At 60.4% G+C, this 18,862-nt stretch carries 17 protein-coding genes; 1 reads left to right on the forward strand and 16 read right to left on the reverse strand.

The window, feature by feature from the left end; all coding sequences use genetic code 11:
• Positions 1-47: 47 nt before the first annotated feature.
• From BM152_RS06975 to BM152_RS07015, 10 genes are all read right to left on the reverse strand, one after another.
• Positions 48-1,181 (reverse strand): aminomethyl transferase family protein, encoded by a 1,134-nt coding sequence (locus tag BM152_RS06975; RefSeq protein ID WP_066599689.1) that lies wholly within the window; start codon positions 1,179-1,181, stop codon positions 48-50.
• 98 nt (positions 1,182-1,279) lie between these two features.
• Complete coding sequence (locus BM152_RS19250; protein WP_156444344.1) at positions 1,280-1,456, reverse strand: hypothetical protein; 177 nt, start codon at positions 1,454-1,456, stop codon at positions 1,280-1,282.
• A gap of 27 nt (positions 1,457-1,483) precedes the next feature.
• Positions 1,484-2,863, reverse strand: a complete 1,380-nt coding sequence (locus BM152_RS06980; protein WP_066599691.1) for an ammonium transporter — start codon at positions 2,861-2,863, stop codon at positions 1,484-1,486.
• Positions 2,864-3,274: 411 nt separating this feature from the next.
• Positions 3,275-3,988 (reverse strand): FadR/GntR family transcriptional regulator, encoded by a 714-nt coding sequence (locus BM152_RS06985; protein WP_066599694.1) that lies wholly within the window; start codon positions 3,986-3,988, stop codon positions 3,275-3,277.
• Between the two features lie 252 nt (positions 3,989-4,240).
• A complete protein-coding gene (purU, locus tag BM152_RS06990) occupies positions 4,241-5,125 on the reverse strand; it encodes a formyltetrahydrofolate deformylase (RefSeq protein ID WP_066599143.1) in 885 nt (294 codons plus the stop codon).
• A 78-nt stretch (positions 5,126-5,203) separates the two neighbouring features.
• Complete coding sequence (folD, locus tag BM152_RS06995; protein WP_066599135.1) at positions 5,204-6,121, reverse strand: bifunctional methylenetetrahydrofolate dehydrogenase/methenyltetrahydrofolate cyclohydrolase FolD; 918 nt, start codon at positions 6,119-6,121, stop codon at positions 5,204-5,206.
• A gap of 13 nt (positions 6,122-6,134) precedes the next feature.
• On the reverse strand, positions 6,135-6,704 hold the full coding sequence (locus BM152_RS07000) for a sarcosine oxidase subunit gamma (RefSeq protein ID WP_231730461.1): 570 nt from the start codon (positions 6,702-6,704) through the stop codon (positions 6,135-6,137).
• The gene (locus BM152_RS07005) at positions 6,697-9,642 is read right to left on the reverse strand and encodes a sarcosine oxidase subunit alpha family protein (protein ID WP_066599116.1); all 2,946 of its coding nucleotides are present in this window, start codon (positions 9,640-9,642) and stop codon (positions 6,697-6,699) included. Before BM152_RS07005 ends, BM152_RS07000 begins: the two co-directional genes overlap by 8 nt.
• Positions 9,639-9,917 (reverse strand): sarcosine oxidase subunit delta, encoded by a 279-nt coding sequence (locus tag BM152_RS07010; protein WP_066599115.1) that lies wholly within the window; start codon positions 9,915-9,917, stop codon positions 9,639-9,641. Before BM152_RS07010 ends, BM152_RS07005 begins: the two co-directional genes overlap by 4 nt.
• An 11-nt stretch (positions 9,918-9,928) precedes the next feature.
• Positions 9,929-11,179, reverse strand: coding sequence for a sarcosine oxidase subunit beta family protein (locus BM152_RS07015; protein ID WP_066599114.1), 1,251 nt, complete (start codon positions 11,177-11,179; stop codon positions 9,929-9,931).
• 119 nt (positions 11,180-11,298) lie between these two features.
• On the opposite strand from BM152_RS07015, the gene BM152_RS07020 reads away from it, so the two are divergent.
• Positions 11,299-12,246, forward strand: a complete 948-nt coding sequence (locus BM152_RS07020) for a GlxA family transcriptional regulator (protein ID WP_066599110.1) — start codon at positions 11,299-11,301, stop codon at positions 12,244-12,246.
• A gap of 56 nt (positions 12,247-12,302) precedes the next feature.
• On the opposite strand, the gene glnT is transcribed toward BM152_RS07020, so the two are convergent.
• The 6 genes from glnT to BM152_RS07050 all read right to left on the reverse strand — a co-directional run bounded on the left by glnT (position 12,303) and on the right by BM152_RS07050 (position 18,770).
• Complete coding sequence (gene glnT / locus BM152_RS07025) at positions 12,303-13,619, reverse strand: type III glutamate--ammonia ligase (protein ID WP_066599108.1); 1,317 nt, start codon at positions 13,617-13,619, stop codon at positions 12,303-12,305.
• A 56-nt stretch (positions 13,620-13,675) separates the two neighbouring features.
• The gene (locus BM152_RS07030) at positions 13,676-15,001 is read right to left on the reverse strand and encodes an FMN-binding glutamate synthase family protein (protein ID WP_066599106.1); all 1,326 of its coding nucleotides are present in this window, start codon (positions 14,999-15,001) and stop codon (positions 13,676-13,678) included.
• Positions 15,002-15,011: 10 nt separating this feature from the next.
• Complete coding sequence (locus tag BM152_RS07035; RefSeq protein ID WP_066599101.1) at positions 15,012-15,713, reverse strand: GltB/FmdC/FwdC-like GXGXG domain-containing protein; 702 nt, start codon at positions 15,711-15,713, stop codon at positions 15,012-15,014.
• A 4-nt stretch (positions 15,714-15,717) separates the two neighbouring features.
• On the reverse strand, positions 15,718-16,608 hold the full coding sequence (locus BM152_RS07040; RefSeq protein WP_066599099.1) for a class II glutamine amidotransferase: 891 nt from the start codon (positions 16,606-16,608) through the stop codon (positions 15,718-15,720).
• Positions 16,609-16,813: 205 nt separating this feature from the next.
• A complete protein-coding gene (locus BM152_RS07045) occupies positions 16,814-17,473 on the reverse strand; it encodes a helix-turn-helix domain-containing protein (RefSeq protein WP_066599097.1) in 660 nt (219 codons plus the stop codon).
• A gap of 10 nt (positions 17,474-17,483) precedes the next feature.
• Positions 17,484-18,770 carry an ABC transporter substrate-binding protein gene (locus BM152_RS07050; protein ID WP_066599133.1) on the reverse strand — a complete coding sequence of 429 codons (1,287 nt, stop codon included), beginning with the start codon at positions 18,768-18,770 and terminating at the stop codon, positions 17,484-17,486.
• Positions 18,771-18,862: the final 92 nt, after the last annotated feature.

Below are 18,862 nucleotides of genomic sequence, written 5' to 3' on the forward strand. Positions count from 1 at the left end.
GGGCACCGACCTGCGCCCGCCTCATAAGTCATTGTGCGTTATGAGGGTTAGCCCTTGGCTGTGCGTCGCTTCTTGTCGACGTCATAGAAGGGCATCGGATGCGCCACGGCCCTGATCTCGCCATCGGGGTTCCTCACGGTCAGCTCCGTGCCCTCCACGGCGCAATCAACCGGCATACGGGCAATGCCCACGTTGTGCTCGTTCAAAGGCGAATACATGCCGATGGTCACGACACCCACTTCTTTGCCATCCTTGAGCAAAGGCGCACCTTCGACGGCGGGCTCTGTGCCTTCGAGTTTCACACCGTAGATTTTGAAACGCTCCTTGCCTTTCAAACGGTAATGCTCCTCGGCACCACGGAAACCGGTCTTGCCCTTGGAAACGGTGAAATCGAGACCCAGCTCCCAAAGCGTGTCGCCGGGGCCTTCGTTCTCGAACGGATACATTTCCGAATTGTCATAGGGGAAGAACAGAAGATAGCTCTCCGCACGCAGCCAGTCGAGCGTGGTGAAGCGCGTCGGGATGATGCCCATCGCCTCGCCTTCCGCAACGATAGTGTCCCAGATTTCCACGGCATCCTGACGGCGGCAGAAAATCTCGTAGCCGCGTTCACCCGTGTAGCCCGTGCGGGAAATCATCACCGGCTTGCCAAACAGCGTCGTCTGGATATGGCTGAAATAGACCACGTCACGGATGCCCGGCACATGCTTTTCCAGATAGTCCACGGCCAGCGGCCCTTGCAGCGAAATGTCATGCAGGTCATCGTCAAAGATCACCGCGACATTGCGGCCAGCGGCATATTTGGTCATCTGCTCGTGACCCGCGCCGGAGCCATGCACAACCATGAAATTCTGCGGCCCGAGACGGTAGATCACACAGTCGTCCACGAACTTGCCAGCGTCATTGAGCATGGTGGCATAGGTCGAACGGCCGGGTTTCAGCTTTTCGATATTACGGGTCGTGGCCTTGTCGAGCACATATTGCGCATGGGGGCCGACGACATAGACTTTCTTCAGCCCCGAGACATCCATGACACCCGCCTTGGTGCGGATCGCCAGATATTCCTCCGTCTGATCCTTGTCATAGCTCCAGGCCGTGCCCATACCGCTCCAGTCCTCCAGATCAGAGCCAAGCGCGCGGTGCCGGTCTGCCAGAGCGGAAAATCTCCATGATGTGATCATTGTCTTGTCCTTAGGGTCGTATGCTTTTGCGTTTTAGGAAAACCGGCGACGGGGGCGCCGCCGGTTCAAGGGAAGGGGAAAACCCCTATCTCGTGAGATCAGTCTTTCTTCTCGGTCGCCTTGTAGGCGTGCTCTTCATGTTTCCAGCCAAAGACGATCGCAGTGACGACCATAGCCAGAACCAGCAGGAGCCAGAGACCTTCGACGGAACCGTAGCCAGCGTAGATCGCGCCGGTGATGCCGTCCCAGGATGTTGCGTCAAATGGAGCTTCCATGTTGATAGTCCTTTCCTTTTCGAGGGATCACTCAGCCGGGCTGACCGAGGGATGAAGGGATTCAGGATAGGCATCGGCAGGCACTTTGACCGCGTCGAGACCCATGATCTCTGCTTCTTTCGGGACGCGAAGCTGTCCGGTGACTTTCAGCAGGTAAGAGACCGCATAGCCCGGGACGAAACCCAGAAGACCCATCGTGATGGCACCGACAAGCTGGCCAAGGAAAGAGGTCTCGATGACTTCTTCACCGAACAGCGCCGGATAACCTTGGGCCGCGATACCCACCGAGATGAGACCCCACATGCCGAGGAACCCGTGCACAGCGAAGGCACCAACCGCATCATCGACGCCACGACGTTCGATGAAAGAGGCCACATAGGGCATCATGCAGGCCCCGATAAAGCCGATGGCAAAGGCCATGGGCGGATACCAGAGATCCAGACCGGCAGCAGCGGAGATGATCCCGCCCAAAGCACCGGACATCATCCAGAACGGGTCGCGTGTCACCATCCATGCGCCGATGATACCGCCCGCAAAGGCCATCAATGTGTTGAAGGTCATGCCGGAGATCGTCATGGGCGTGCCGTAGATCGTGGCTTCGATCTCGTTACCCCAGGACCAGGCTTCACCCGGAACAATCACACAGCCCATGAGGAAGCCCCAGAAACCGGCGATGATCAGCATCAGACCGATGAGCGTCATCGGCATGGAGTGACCCGGAATGTTGTTGGCCGAGCCGTCCGCGTTGAATTTGCCGATCCGCGGCCCGAGATTGATGAGCACACCAAGGGTAAAGAAACCCGCGATCATATGCACAACACCTGCAGCGCCGAAGTCGTGATAACCGAACTTGGTGACCAGCCAGCCATCTGCGTGCCAGCCCCATGCGCCTGCCAGAATCCAGACGAAAGAGCCAAGAACAATGGCCAGAACAACGAAGCCCGTGAGCTTGATCCTCTCGATCACACCGCCTGACATGATAGAGGCCGTGGTCGCCGCGAACAGCACGAAGGCCCCCCAGAACACGCCGGATGCGCGGTCATCAAGGTTCGGGCCCATATACTGGCTCCACGGCAGCGCAACGTCATTGGCATAAGCCAGACCGGAGATGCCCATGGCCCCTTCGGACAGCGTCAGCCCTGTCGGGAAGGCCCAGTAGATCCACCAGCCGATAAAATAGAAGAAAGGCACGATCATCGCGAAGGCGAGGATGTTCTTGATGCCCGAGGCCAACGCGTTCTTCGAGCGCGATGCCCCCATTTCATATGCGAGGAACCCGGCATGGATCAGCACCATGAGCGGGATCGTCAGATAGTAGAAAGTCTCGGAAAATGTACCGTTTGTCGCGGCGTGATTCCCCTGTAGCTCCGCAACCGCGGCAGCCAAGGATGCAAGATCCTGTTCCAAGTCGTTCTCCCTGTCCTGTGAACGTGACCTAAATTCCGAGCCAGATTTGGTTTATACCAATTGTGCGAACTGGCTCACTCAGTGCCTTTCATGAGGGAGTGCGGATCACCACCGGTCAAACTTTTTTCCTGTCAGGAATTTAGCTTCACCCTGCGGACGCCACTTTTTAGGTCAAACGACCACTACATGACTGCCCCATGATGAAATTCTAAGCGCCGCGCGAACGCCGAAATCCTCAGAAACACGGCGCTGACAGGGCAAATTCGCGCTGGAGACGGGACCACAAAGCCCCCGCGCCTCTGTTCAGACAGATTCGCGGCACGGTCTTGGACCTGCAATGTCGGTTATGTGAGAGACGTAGGGCTCACGGGACAGTCCGGAAATTGGCCCAACCAATTCACCCCGCGAGGGTCAGTCTTCCTGAAGCAACAGGCGTTGATCTTCGATCAGCGCGAGCTTCATGAACTCCGAGGCTTCCTCAATGTCCCGCGCCGCGATGGCGTTGAACAGCCCGTTATAGCCGCGCTGGTAAATCTCGATCCGCGCAGGCGTCAGGTGGCGACGATACATGGCCGCACGAAACGATTGCCGCCGCGCGTCCAGCACCAGATTGTAACACGCAATCAAAAGCGGGTTGCCCGTGCCCTCTGCAATCAACCGGTGGAACTCTTCCTCCAGCGTGACAAAGGCCGTCGCATCCGCCTGCACCGCTTCCATCTTGGAGAGCACCACAGAGAGCGCCTCGATCTGTTTCGGCGACATGTTGACGATGGCCAACCGCACCATTTCAGGCTCTAAAATCCCGCGCATCACCTGCAATTGCAGCGGCCCCGTCTCCGACGCCACAGGCGATAGCGCCGCCCCTGCCCCGTCCGGATTATAGGTCACAAAAGAGCCCGACCCTGCCCGCCGCCGGATCATCCCGCGCGTTTCCAACTGGTCCAGCGCCTCGCGCACGGTGTTGCGTGCCACGCCAAGCTCCTGCGCCAGCTGACGCTCGGAGGGGAGCCGTTCTTCGGTGGCATATTCCTGCGTCACGATCCGCGTGGTCAGCGTCTCGATCACATATTTTACGGTCGCGCCGGGAAGTGAGGTCGAAGAGGGAGGCAGGGAAGCGTTGGGCAAGGGAATAATCCTGTGAGGTCTCCGCCTATTAGACCAATTTTGGAGAATTGGTCCAGAGCGATGCGGTCACAGACGCAAAAGAGGCGCGGAAAAACCGCGCCTCTTGAAGATATTGGATGTTTGGAGGGCTTTATCCGGCCTTCGCAAGAGTGCTCGGCGGCTACCCTTACCCTGCGCCCGCAAGTGTGCGGGCGCGTTCGAACCTTTCAAAGGTCCACTGGACCTTTGAATCCGGCAAAGCCGGACCGGTTCTCACCCCATTCTTTCCGAGCTATAGCTGCCCGGCGATGCCTGGAAGACCACCGTCTTGTTACCGTTCAGGAACACGCGATGGTTGGCGTGGGCGTGGATGGCGCGGGCAAGCACCTGACTTTCCACGTCACGACCCAGCGAGACGTAATCTTCCGGACTTTGCGCATGGGTGACGCGGACGGTGTCCTGCTCGATGATCGGACCCTCATCCAGATCGGCGGTCACATAGTGAGAGGTCGCCCCGATCAGCTTCACGCCGCGCGCATAGGCCTGTTTGTAGGGGTTCGCGCCTTTGAACGAGGGCAGGAACGAGTGGTGGATGTTGATGATCCGACCCGACATTTTCTGACACATCTCGTCCGACAGGATTTGCATGTAGCGCGCCAGAACGATCAGCTCGGCGCCCGAGTCCTCGACCACTTTCATGATCGCGGCTTCGGCTTCCGGCTTGTTCTCTTTCGTGACTTTGATGCAGTGGAAGGGGATGTCGTTATTCACCACAACCTTCTGATAATCCATGTGATTCGAGATCACCGCCACGATCTCGACCGGCAGAGCTCCGATGCGGACGCGGTAAAGCAGGTCGTTCAGGCAATGGCCGAAACGCGAAACCATGATGACCACTTTCATCTTCACGCTCTCGTCGTGGAAAGCGTAGGTCATACCGAAGTCTTTGGCGATCGGGGCGAAGGCGACTTCAAGCGCAGCCTGATCCGCGTTTTCCTGCGACTCAAAGCTGATCCGCATAAAAAACTGACCCGTGTCCGAATCGTCGAATTGCGAACTGTCAGTGATGTTACACCCGTGCTCCGCGAGGAAGGTGGCGATGGCGGCGACGATCCCGCGCTGGGTCGCACAGGTCACGGTGAGGCAATATTTCGTCATCTTGTTCTCCAGATGCAAGGCGCTCCCCTGAAGCGCGCCCTCAATGTTGGTATTGTTTTCTAGTGTTTTTATCGTTGATTAAGCGGTGAGCCCTTCGGGCTCCGGAAGACCATTGGCGCGGCAGGCCGCCGTCACCGTATTGGCCAGAAGACAGGCAATGGTCATCGGGCCGACACCACCGGGCACCGGTGTGATCGCTCCGGCAACCTCCTTGGCGCTGGCAAATTCGACATCCCCCACGAGTTTGGTTTTGACAGAGCCATCCTCGCGCAGACCTTTTTCCGGCGCGTCGATCCGGTTGATACCCACGTCGATCACGGTCGCGCCGGGCTTGACCCAGTCGCCAGTGACCATCTCGGGGCGCCCCACGGCAGCGACCAGAATATCGGCGCGGCGGCAGACCTCTTCGATGTCCTTGGTGCGCGAATGTGCGATGGTCACGGTGCAGCTGTCCCGCAGCAGCAATTGCGCCATCGGTTTGCCGACAATGTTCGACCGCCCCACAACCACGGCGTTGAGACCCGAGAGGCTGCCGAGGTGGTCGCGCAGCATCATGAGACAGCCCAGCGGCGTGCAAGGCACCATGCTTTTCTGCCCAGTCGCCAGCAGCCCGACATTGGAGATATGGAACCCGTCCACATCTTTTTCAGGCGCAATGGCATTGATCACCAGATCGCTGTCGAGATGGGCCGGCAAGGGCAGTTGCACGAGGATGCCATGCACTTCAGGATCGGCGTTCAGTTGTTCGATAAGTGCAAGAAGATCGGCTTCTGACGTCTCTGCGGGCAGTTTATGCTCGTAAGAGTTCATGCCACATTCCACGGTCTGCTTGCCTTTATTGCGCACATAGACCTGACTTGCGGGGTCTTCGCCCACCAGCACCACGGCCAGACCGGGAGTGATCCCGTGAACCTCTTTCAGACGCGCCACATGGGCGGCAACCTTTTCGCGAACGGTGGCGGCAAAGGCCTTCCCGTCAATGATCTGTGCAGTCATGCTGTTCTCCAACTCAATCTTCAAGGCGGCGCGCAGCCACGGCCAGGGCATGCCACAGCGACCCCGCCAATGTGCGCATCCCGATCACGACCAGCCGGTCGTCGGCGCGACGTATCAGAAAGACCGTCATATGTTCCAGCCCCGTGCGTGTCGTCTGTCCCGCGCCCAAGGCCTTCGGGTCGATATTGACGAGCTTGCGCATCAGCGCCTCGATCGGGGCGGCCCCCTGTGCAGAGGCGATTTCAAACGCAGTGAACCCGTCAGTCTGTTCAGTGACTGTGACTCCGGGAGCTTCGGCCCTGACGGCGGCGGCGAAATCAATCGCGCCCTGCCCCTGTCCTTCGATCATCCACTGGTCCCGTCCGGTCCAGAAAGCGCCATAGCTGTCTTTCGACACCGCCTGCCCCACATCGGGAAGCGTCAGACCAAAAGGCTGCGGCGCGCTCTGCCCCTTGCGCAAGGCCAGCGAGGCCAAACCAAGGTCCGAATGTTCCGTAATCGTCAGACCGCCAAAGGTCTCGATACGGGCCACCGTGCCGCCAAGCGCACAGATGGGGGTTAAATCAGTCACAAGATCAATCACGGAGACGTCCTCCTTCGGGATCAACAAAATGGGCCGAGACCACCTCGACCTTCACGGCCTGCCCTTCGAGCGGATTGGCCGCGACCAACACTTCGCCCAGACGCGTATCGCCATTCTCAAGGAAGCCGAGCGCGATATAGCTTTCCAGATGCGGCGAGTAGCACGACGAGGTGAGCCAGCCCTGATCGGTGTCCATCGTCTGTGCCGCCCCTTCTGTGAAGAGATGCGAACCGGCCATGGCCTGTGTCTGCGGCTCCATGGATTTGAAGCCCACAAGTCGCCGCGTGTCCGCCGCAAGACCTTCGCGCCGCGACATCACCGCGCCGATACTGTCTTTCTTGGCGGACACCATCTTGCCCAGACCCAACATCTGCGCCGTGGTCTGGCCGTTGAGTTCGGCCCCTGCCGCGTGGCCCTTCTCGATCCGCAGCACGCCCAGCGCCTCCGTCCCGTAGGGTGTCACACCCAGATCCGCGCCCTTCTCCATCAGCCGCTCCATCAGCGCCTGCCCAAAGCGGGCGGGCACGGCGACCTCATAGGCCAGCTCACCGGAAAACGAGATGCGGAACAGACGCGCCCGCAACCCGCCGCAGATGGTCAACTCGGCACAGCCCATAAAGGGGAATGCCTCGTTCGACATGTCGAACTCGTCCACGATCCGCGACAGAAGTTCACGCGACTTCGGACCGGCCACAGCGATCTGCGCCCATGCGTCGGTGGTGGAGATCAACTGCACGTCAAGTTCCGGCCAGAGGCATTGATGCGCAAACTCCATCTGGCGATAGACCAGACCAGCATTGGCGGTGGTTGTCGTGACCACATAGTGATCCTCGCCCAGCCGCGCACAGGTGCCATCGTCATAGGCATGACCGTCCTCGCGCAGCATCAGGCCATAGCGGACCTTGCCGACCTTCAGCGTGCCCATCATGTTGGAATAGATACGGTTGAGAAACTCGCCCGCGTCCGCGCCCTGCACATCGACCTTACCCAGCGTGGTCACATCGCACAGCCCCACACCGGAGCGCACGGCCAGCACTTCGCGGTCCACGGTCTCGCGCCATGTGGTCTCGCCTTTTTGCGGGAAATATTGCGCCCGCATCCATTGGCCCACCTCGACAAACTCGGCCCCCTGCGCCTCGGCCCAGTAATGCGTCGGCGTCAGGCGGCGCGGGCGGAAGAGAGGCCCCGTATCACCGCCGCCCAACACCGACAGGGAAACCCCCGTGTAAGGCGGACGGAAGATCGTCGTGCCCGTCTCGGGGATCGATTTGCCGGTCAGTTCCGCCATCACCGCCAGCGCGGAGATGTTCGAGGTCTTGCCCTGATCCGTGGCCATGCCCAGCGTGGTCCAGCGTTTCAGATGCTCGACCGGCTTCATGTTTTCCTTATGCGCCAGCGCGATGTCCTTCACGGTCACATCGTTCTGGAAGTCCACCCAGGCCCGCTTGGCCCCAGGAACATGCCAGAAGGCTGCCTGTTCCGCAGAAGCATTTTCGGCTTTCGGTAGGGGGATCTCGGCGGCTGTGATCTCCAGCTCGGCCAAGGCCCTGATCGCCGCAGCCATACCGTCCTGCAACGCCTCGGCCGTGCCGCCCTTGCCCGCAGCCGCACCGGCAGGGATGAGACCTTTCGGCCCGTCGGGGCTTGGCACAAAGGCCAGAAGCCGCTCGTCCCAGACCGGACGTCCGCGATGATGGGACGACAGATGCACATTCGGGTTCCAACCGCCAGCCACGCCCAGAGCGCCCACGGAATGCCATTGCGACTGGCCGCCACGGGTGATCTCGATGGCGCTCAGGCCCAGACGCCCCTTGGTGCCTGTCACCGTGGCCCCTGCGAACAGCTCGTAATCGCCAAAGGCCTTGGCATCCGCGCGGGCATCAATCACGCCCAGCACCTTCGCGCCTTTGGCCATCAGGTCCATCGCCGTGCGGTGCCCGTCATCGCCATTGGTGAAAATCGCAATCGCGTCACTGTCTTGTTTGACCGGACTGGCCGCCCAGCGGTTCGCATAGGCCCGCATCGCACCAGCCAGCATCACGCCGGGGCGGTCGTTGTCGGCAAAAGGAATATGCCGCTCTGTGGCCCCTGCTGCCAGCACGGTCCGTTTCGCGGTGATCCGCCACAGGGTCTGGCGCACATTGTCGCCCGGTGTGGGCAGGTGATCCGAGACACGCTCCACCGCACCGAAAATGCCGTGATCATAGACCCCGAACACCGTGGTGCGGGTCATGATGCGCACATTGGGCAGGCTCTCAAGCTCGGCCTTCACCGCCGCAATCCATGCGGTGGCCTCCGCCTCGTCCAACAGGTCGCTTTCCATCAAAAGCCGCCCGCCAAGCGCGAAATCCTCATCGGCCAGAACGACCTCGGCCCCAGCGCGACCCGCGGTCAGCGCCGCAGACAACCCCGCAGCCCCGCCGCCCACGACCAAGAGATCGCAATGCAGGAAACCTTTGTCGTAATCATCGGGATCGGGCAGCATCGACAGCGCCCCCAGCCCCGCCGCCTTGCGGATCGCAGGTTCGTAGAGCTTTTCCCAGAAGGCTTTCGGCCACATGAAGGTCTTGTAATAAAACCCCGCCGCAAAGAAGGGCGAGAGCACGTCATTGACCGCCAGAAGGTCGCGCTCCAGCGGCCCCATATGGTTTTGCGAACGCGCCGTGAGACCGTCGAAAAGCTCGGTCACCGTGGCCCGTGTGTTCGGTTCCTGCCGCGCGCCGGTGCGCAACTCGACCATAGCATTGGGCTCTTCGGACCCTGCGGCAAACACCCCGCGCGGGCGGTGGTATTTGAAACTGCGCCCCATAAGCTGCACGCCATTGGCCAGCAGGGCCGAGGCCAGCGTGTCGCCCTCGAAACCTTTGAAGGATTTGCCGTTGAAAGTGAAATTCAGCGGTTTGGACCGGTCAACGAGACCACCTGTGAGACGGGTCATTTGGCGGCTCCTTTCACATCGGAGGCAAGTTCGGCACCGAGGATTTCATGGGTCGTGGTGTCGCGCGTGACGACAAGCCAGCTCCGGTCGCCTTGCTCGTGGAACCACAGTTCACGATGCACGCCCGCCGGATTGTCCCGCAGGAAGACATAGTCGCAAAACACCGCTTCGGCGTCAGGGGTGGCAGGATCGGGCCGGTTCATCAGCGCCGCGTCGCCCAGATAGGTAAATTCCTGACTGTCGCGCAGGCCGAGAAGGGGATGAGGGATCAACATAGCTCTCTACCTCAGTGCAAATTGGGTTGGGCGCCAACGCCCTTTTCGTCAATGACATAACCGCGGTTGAAGCGATCCATGCGGAAGGCGGTCGCGGTCTCGTGCGGGGTGTCTGTCGCCAGCAGATGCGCAAAGGCATAGCCGGAGGCTGGCGTGGCCTTGAACCCGCCGTAGCACCAGCCCGCGTTGAGATAGAGCCCGTCGATATGGGTCTTGTCGATGATCGGAGAGCCGTCCATGGACATATCCAGAAGACCGCCCCAGCCGCGCAAAAGCCGCGCGCGCCCGATCATCGGCATGAGTGCCATGCCGCCTTCGACCACATCCTCGACCACCGGCAGGTTGCCGCGCTGTGCGTAGGAGTTGTAGCCGTCAATATCGCCGCCGAACACAAGCCCGCCCTTGTCGGACTGGCTGACATAGAAATGCCCCGCGCCAAAGGTGATGACGCCCGGAATGGTGGGTTTCAGCCCTTCGGAGACAAAGGCCTGTAGCACATGGCTTTCAATCGGCAGGCGCATCCCCGCCTTGGCCATGACACGGCTTGAAGAGCCCGCGACAGAGACGCCGACCTTTTTCGCCCCGATAAAGCCGCGCGAGGTTTCCAGCCCGAGCACACGCCCGTCTTCGATCTTGAAGCCGGTGACTTCGCAATTCTGGATGATGTCCACGCCGTGCATATCCGCGCCGCGTGCATAGCCCCAGACCACGCCATCGTGCCGCGCCGTGCCCGCACGGGTCTGCATCAGCCCGCCCTTTATCGGGAACCGCGCATTGTCGAAATTCAGGAAAGGCACCATGTCCTTGAGCTGTTCGCGGCTCAACAGCCGCGCACCAGCATCCGAGATCATCATCGCATTGCCGCGGCGGCGGTAGGCATCGCGCTGACCGTCCGAGTGGATCAGGTTGATGATGCCCCGCTGGGAAACCATCGAGTTGAAATTCGTGTCCTGTTCCAGATTTTCCCAGAGCTTCATCGAGAACTCGTAGAAGGGCTGGTTGCCCGGCAACAGGTAGTTGGAGCGGATGATCGTTGTGTTCCGGCCTGCATTGCCGGACCCGATCCAGCCCTTTTCCAACACGGCGATGTTCAGTTTGCCAAAGGTCTTGGCAAGGTAATAGGCCGCCGCAAGCCCATGTCCGCCGCCGCCGACAATCACGATGTCATAGGCGGGTTTCGGCTCCGGATTGCGCCACAGAGGCGTCCAACCCTTATGCCCGGTCAGGGCCTCTTTCACGACTTTGAAACCTGAGAATTTCATAGATGCGCTCCTTCATCACACCTTTGTTCTAGCGGTGATTTTGGCGCTGTTCTTCCATTATAAGGTCATATAGTTTCCTTATCAGGACATGATGTCCAAAAACCTGCCGGAGTGTGCCCATGCGCCGAATCGCCTTTCTCCTGCTCGACGGATATGCGCTTCTGTCGACCGCCTCGGCCCTCGAACCGCTGCGCGCGGCGAACCTGTTTTCGCCCACCCTGCGCTATGACATCACCCTGCTCTCCGCCACCGGCACAGAGGCCCGATCCTCCGTCGGGGCCAGCTTTCAGACGCGCCCGTTTCAGGATGCGATTCCGCTGTTCGATGTGCTGTTCGTGGTCGCGGGCGGCACGCCTGCGCGCATCACCGACCCCGCGCTTTTCGCATGGCTCAGACAGGCCGACCGCAATGGCGTGGCGCTTGGCGGCATCTCTGGCGGGGCGGTGGTTCTGGCCAAAGCGGGGCTACTGGAAAACCGCCGCTTCACCGTCCACTGGCACCATTACGACGACTTCGAGACCCTGCCCGGTGACTGGCTTTTGGAGCGCAAGCTCTTTGTCATCGACCGCGACCGCTACACCTGCGCGGGGGGATCGGCGCCCTTGGACATGATGCATGCCATCATCGCACGCGACCACGGCACGGGGTTTGCGCAGAAGATTTCCGACTGGTTCATCCAGACCGAAGTCCGCGCCGCCGAAGCACCCCAGCGCAACTCCCTTGCCGCGCGCTATGGCCCCCTGCCCGACGGGGTCGCGGCGGCTCTGGAATTGATGCAATCGCATATTGCCGACCCTCTGGGACAGGACCAGATCGCCGCGCTCTCCGGTCTTTCCACCCGCCAGTTGCAACGCCAGTTCCGCGAGACCACGGGCCGTTCGGTGATGGAGGAATACCGCCGCATCCGTCTGGAAACCGGCAAGGAACTGATCGAGACGACCCGCATCCCTCTGGCCGAAATCGCGCAGATGGCGGGGTTTTCCTCTCAGGCACATTTCTCGGATGCCTTCCGCAAAGCCTTCGGCATGGCCCCCTCGGCCTTACGCAAAAAAGAAGGCCCGGCATAAACCGGGCCCTCAGGGACAGTGAAGGCGGGGAAACCCTCACTCAGGGAATTTTGCACTCAGATGTCGAGCGTGTTGTCTTTCTCCCACCGCGAGAAATGCGACACGAAAGCATTCCATTCCTGATGTTTCATCTTGATGAATGAAGCCGAGAATTCGTCGCCCAGCATGGTTTTCAACTCGGGGTCGGCGTCATAGGACCGGATCGCATCGAGCATGTTAAGCGGCAGTTTCGGCGCGCCTTCGATCTTGTGACCCTCGGCATACATATCAATGTCATAGCGCGGGCCCGGATCGGCTTTGGAGCGGATGCCCGACAGACCGGCGGCGATAATGACCGCCTGCAACAGATAGGGGTTCACCGCCCCGTCCGGCAGGCGCAATTCAAAACGGCCCGGCCCCGGAACGCGCACCATATGCGTGCGGTTGTTGCCCGTCCACGTCACCGTGTTCGGCGCCCAAGTGGCTCCCGACATGGTGCGCGGCGCGTTGATGCGCTTGTAGGAGTTCACCGTAGGATTGGTGATCGCCGCGAGCGCCTCGGCATGTTTCATGATACCGCCAAGAAAGAACCCGCCCTGTTCGGAAAGACCCACTTCGCCGATCTGACCTCCGGCATTGCCGGCAAAGGCGTTGGTCTTGCCATCGAGATCCCAGACCGAGATATGCGCGTGGCAGCCGTTGCCGGTCAGACCCTCGATGGGTTTGGGCATAAAGGTCGCGCGCAACCCGTGTTTCTCGGCCACAGATTTGACCATGAATTTGAAGAAGGAATGGCGGTCCGCCGTCACCAGCGCATCGTCGAATTCCCAGTTCATCTCGAACTGGCCATTCGCATCCTCGTGGTCGTTCTGATACGGGCCCCAGCCCAGCTCCAGCATGTAATCGCAAATCTCGGCAATCACATCATAGCGGCGCATCACCGCCTGCTGGTCGTAACAGGGCTTTTCCGCCGTATCGAACGGGTCGGAGATTTTATCCCCGTCCGGTGTCAACAAAAAGAATTCCGCTTCGATCCCCGTCTTGACGCGCAGGCCGGTCTCGGCGGCTTCCTTGACCAGTTTCTTGAGCACATTGCGCGGGGCTTGCTCGACGGGCTGGCCTTCCATCACACAGTCGGCGGGCACCCATGCCACATCGCGTTTCCACGGCAGTTGAATCACCGCGTCAGGGTCAGGCACAGCCAGCATATCGGGGTGCGCAGGTGTCAGGTCCAGCCATGTGGCAAAGCCCGCAAAGCCCGCGCCATCTTCTTCCATATCCGCAATCGCTTGCGCAGGCACCAGCTTGGCACGCTGCCCGCCGAAGAGATCGGTGTAGGACACCATAAAATATTTTACGCCTTTTTCCTCGGCGAATTTCGCAAGTTTGCTCATCTTTTAATCCCTGTTGTCTATCTCTTACGAAAGAAGGGCCCGAAGGCCCTTCCAGATCAAAAGCCCGGCTTGCCCGGATACCAGTTGGTGCCCGCGAGCGGCACCTGTGCCATCGCCGCCGCTTCCATCGTCAGGGCGCAGAGGTCTTCCGGCTCAAGGTTGTGGACGTGATTGTGACCACAGGCGCGCGCAAGGGTCTGGCACTCAAGCGTCATCACGTTGAGGTAGTTGCGCAGCTTGCGGCCCGCCACTTCCGGATCGAGGCGTTTCATAAGCTCCACATCCTGCGTGGTGATCCCCGCCGGATCGCGGCCTTCGTGCCAGTCGTCATAGGCGCCCGCCGTGGTGCCCAGCTTGTTATACTCGGCCTCCCATTTCGGGTCGTTGTCGCCCAGCGCAACCAGAGCCGCCGTGCCGATGGCCACAGCATCCGCACCAAGCGCAAGCGCCTTGGCCACATCTGCCCCGTTGCGGATACCGCCGGAGACGACAAGCTGCACTTCGCGGTGCAAGCCCAGATCCTGAAGCGCCTGAACCGCCGGACGGATACAGGCCAGTGTCGGCTGGCCGACATGTTCGATGAACACATCCTGCGTGGCCGCCGTGCCGCCTTGCATCCCGTCGAGGACGATCACATCCGCCCCCGCCTTACAGGCAAGCGCCACGTCATAATAGGGCCGTGCGCCACCGATCTTGATGTAGATCGGCTTTTCCCAGTTGGTGATCTCGCGGATTTCGAGGATTTTGATCTCCAGATCATCCGGTCCGGTCCAGTCGGGGTGACGACAGGCAGAGCGCTGGTCGATCCCCACCGGAAGGTTGCGCATCCCTGCGACCCGTTCGGTGATTTTCTGGCCCAGAAGCATCCCGCCACCGCCGGGTTTCGCACCTTGGCCGACCACGATTTCAATCGCATCCGCACGGCGCAGATCGTCGGGGTTCATCCCGTAGCGCGACGGCAGGTATTGGTAGACGAGTTTCTCGGAATGGCCGCGTTCCTCTTCGGTCATACCGCCGTCACCCGTGGTCGTGGAGGTGCCCGCCATCGTCGCGCCGCGGCCCAAAGCCTCTTTGGCGTGACCGGAGAGCGCCCCGAAGGACATGCCCGCAATGGTGATCGGGATTTTCAGCTCGATGGGCTTTTTCGCAAATCGGGTGCCCAGCAGAACGGAGGTGTCACATTTCTCGCGATAACCTTCGAGCGGGTAACGCGACATGGACGCGCCCAGAAACAGAAGGTCGTCGAAATGGGGCACGCGGCGTTTCGCGCCACCCCCGCGAATGTCGTAGATGCCGGTATCGGCCGCACGACGGATTTCCGAGTTGACGGAGTTGGAAAAGGTCCAGCTCTGACGCGGTTCGGTTTGTGGTGTCTTGTCCATCTCGCGCTCCTCAGTATTCGTCGGCGTGATCAATGTTGAAATTGTAGAGCTTGCGGGCAGAGCCGTAGCGCGTGAACTCTTCGGGCTTGGCGTCGGCTCCGGCCTTTTCGAGAAGCTCCTTGAGGATCTCGATATGCTCGGGGCGCATCTCTTTCTTGATGCAGTCGGCCCCCAGAGATTTCACATTGCCGCGCACAAAAAGGCGTGCCTCATAGAGGCTGTCACCCAGCGCATCACCAGCGTCCCCCAGCACAACCAGATTGCCCGATTGCGCCATGAAGGCGGACATGTGACCGATGTTGCCATGCACGACAATGTCGATGCCTTTCATCGAGATACCGCAGCGCGAGGAGGCATTGCCCTTGATGTTCAAAAGCCCGCCATGACCGGTCGCGCCCGCATATTGCGAGGCATCGCCTTCGATCGTAACGACACCGGACATCATGTTTTCGGCGACACCGGGACCGGCGGAGCCTTCGACGGTGACGGTGGCGTCCTTGTTCATACCGGCGCAGTAGTAGCCGGTGGAGCCCTTGATCGTCACATCAAGCGGACCGTCGAGACCGCAGGCCATCGCATGGGAGCCGCGCGGGTTGATGATTTCAAACGCCGCATTGGCCTGTGCCTTGGCGGCGGCCTGAAGCGTGGTGTTGACCTCACGGAGTTCCATGGCGGTCATATCGAGCACTGTTTTATCAAGTGTCGTGGTCATTGGATCAGCGCTCCCAGAAATAGACAGTTGCGGGTTCCGGTTCCCAGACGCGGGCGGCTTCGATGCCCGGAAGGTCTGCGAAGGCCCGGTATTCGGAGGCAAAGGCGACATAGTCGTCAGTCTCGGCCATCACGGCGGGTTTGCAGGCAATCGGGTCACGCACGACGCCAAAGCCGTTCTTGGTGCCCGTCACAAAGGTAAAGAACCCGTCGAGATCCTTGATCGTGCCCTCAAGCGCTTCGCCCAGCGTGGCACCGTCTGCAATGCGCGAGGAGATATAGGCCGCGCCCACTTCGGTGTCGTTCTCGGAACGGGTGAACACGCCTTTCTTGGCGAGTTTGCGGCGCATCTGGTTGTGGTTCGACAGCGAGCCGTTGTGCACGAGGCACTGGTCGTCGGCGGTGGAGAACGGGTGCGCCCCCATGGTGGTCACAGCAGACTCGGTCGCCATACGGGTGTGGCCGATGCCGTGGGAGCCGCCCATGTCGCGCAGGCCGAAACGGGCCGCCACGTCCTTGGGAAGGCCGACTTCCTTGTAGATTTCCATGGTCGCGCCGGAGCCCATGATCCGCAGGCCCTTCTCTTCGAGATAGGCGATGGCCTCTTGCTCGACCGCCTCAGGCAGGGTCAGAACCGCGTGGGTATCGACCACCTTGATCGTCACCGGCGCATCGACGGCGGCACATACGGCGGCATCGAGATCGGCGAAGGCCGCGTCGGGCGTATCCGACTGGACCGTGATTTTCACCATACCGTCCGCTTCTTCACCATAGATCGCGATCCCTGCACTGTCGGGGCCGCGGTCGGTCATGGTGATGAGCATATCGGTCAGCATATCGCCCAGCTGGGGGCGCAATTCATCCTTTTTCAGGAAGAGGCCAACAATGCCACACATAGGTTCCTCCATAGTGGGTGTGTTCAGCGGCGTCTTGCGCCGTCACAACCTCACTAGTGGGAAACCTAATTTCCCTTCAAGAAAGTTTTTATCCTATTTGGAAAAACTTCTCACCCTCAGGAAACCTGCCTGCTTTTTACTCAGACTCGCGGAGCAAAGCGGCACTTCGCCCCAAAATTGGGCGAAGTGAAAAGATCACGCCGTATCAACGCGCCTGCGGATAGGTGATGATCGACAGGTATTTCGCCGGAAGCTCGACAATCACCTCCGGTCCGTGCGGCGCATCCGAATCGAACAGCAGTGAATCCCCCGGCTCCAATTCGTAAATCTGTTCGCCGTGGCGGTAGTTTACCCGCCCCTCCAGCATATAGAGCATCTCGATCCCCTCATGCTGGAAGGCCGGAAACCGGTCCGACGTGCTGTCGAGCGTAATCAGATAGGGCTCCACCACAACGCCGGAATTGTTCGAGCCGATATGACCCAGAAGGCTGTATTGATGCCCCGCGCGTGTGCCGGCGCGTTCGATCTCGACCCCCTCGCCTGCTTTCACATGCATACAGCCCCGCTCTTCCTCATAGCCGGAGAACAGCTGCACCAGCGGCACTTTCAACGCATGGGCCAGCGCAGAGATCGTATTGAGCGAGGGGGAGATCACCCCGTTCTCGATCTTGGACAACATCCCCACAGACAGCCCCGTCTGCGCAGCAAGATCGGCCCCCGTGAGCCTCTGCCGCTTGCGCAATTCGCGCACCTGCCGCCCGATGGCCACTTCCAGATTCTTCTCCCGCTGCTCTTTCACCGCATGGGGATTCTGGCGCAAAGCTGTCTCTTCCTGTTTCAAACCCGTCTCTCCTGTCACACTCATTCTCTCTTACTCACTCACGCGCCATCGCGCGGGCCAGATCCGGCGTGTCACGCTGGTGCCAAAGCTGGCCAAGCGCACCAAGCTCCGTCATCAGCCGCGCACCATGCGCCTCCAGCCAGCCCAGCACGGAGCCGAATTCCTGTATCCGCGCCTTGCCATCGCGGATCGCCACCACCGGCCAATCTCCGACCAAGGCATTGTCGATCCCGTAGACATCCATGCCCCACCATGTCGCCAGACCGAAAGCATGGGGCATCCGCCGCCCGCGCTTCAACGCCGCCAGCACGGAGACCGAAGTCAGACTGTCCGCCGTCTCCACCGCCTCGTGCCACAGATCAAGGATCGAGGCATATTCCCAGCTTACCGCCGTCCAGTGACCGGGGAAACGCTCTGTATAACGGTCATAGAAGGCTTTCGGGCGGTGAAAGAAGAACCCCGTATCGGCAAGTTCGGGATCGTCGAAATCGGGGAACTGGAAAGTAAACCGTTCCATGAACTCCGGCGAGGTTCTGGCGATCAACTGCTGGTAATTGTCACAGGTGCAGGCCAGAATTTCCCCCGCAAATCCGGCCTCGAACGCCGCCACGGTCATCTCTTCGATCATCTGCGGGTTGGACGAACACCAGCACAGCACATCGGGCGAGACCGACATCATCTCCGCCACAATCGCGGCGGGATCAGCGCCGCCCACGTCATAGAGCACTTCCTTGACCACCTCGCGCGCGGCCACATCAAAAGCGGCGCGATAGGTCGCCAGAGAGGGCAGGCCCAGAAGGTCGGTCTGTGAACACAGGGCCACACGTCGGGCCTCGGGCCGGTTGCGCGCAAGCCAGTCTACGCCCGTGACATTGAAGAACGGATGCACCTCGGCAGGGGCGATGAGATAGGGAAAGTCCGGCGACAGATCGGAGGGCAAGAGCGTCGCCGTGAGAATCCGCCGCTGCATCAGATATGGCAGGGCCAGCCGCATGTCGCTACCGCCCAATGTGAGCACCAGCCGCACGCGCTGGGTCTCGACCATCTGACGCGCCGCCTCCAGCGTGGCCTCCGGCCCGTCACCGCTGTCATAGACCGTCAGTTCCACAAGGTGCCGCCGTCCGCCGATCATCATGCCGCCATGGGCATTGATCCAATCAACCCAAAGCTCGCAGCCCTCGACACCGGGCCGCCCCCAGAACTCCTCGCCGCCGGACATGGGCACGAGCGCACCGATGCGGACGGGGGCGCGATCCTGCACGCTCAAACGCGGCAGAGAGCCTGCAACGGCCAGTCGTTGTGCCAGCGATCCGCTGCTCATAATTTCACCTCGCGCCCAAAAATAGGTCAAAAGACCCAGATAGCTTCTGAATAACATATTCCTCTAAGGAAAATTCATTGACCAGCAGAAAA

Origin of the sequence: Celeribacter halophilus (assembly GCF_900114135.1) — a bacterium.
In the GTDB taxonomy this organism is placed as follows: Bacteria; Pseudomonadota; Alphaproteobacteria; order Rhodobacterales; family Rhodobacteraceae; genus Celeribacter; species Celeribacter halophilus.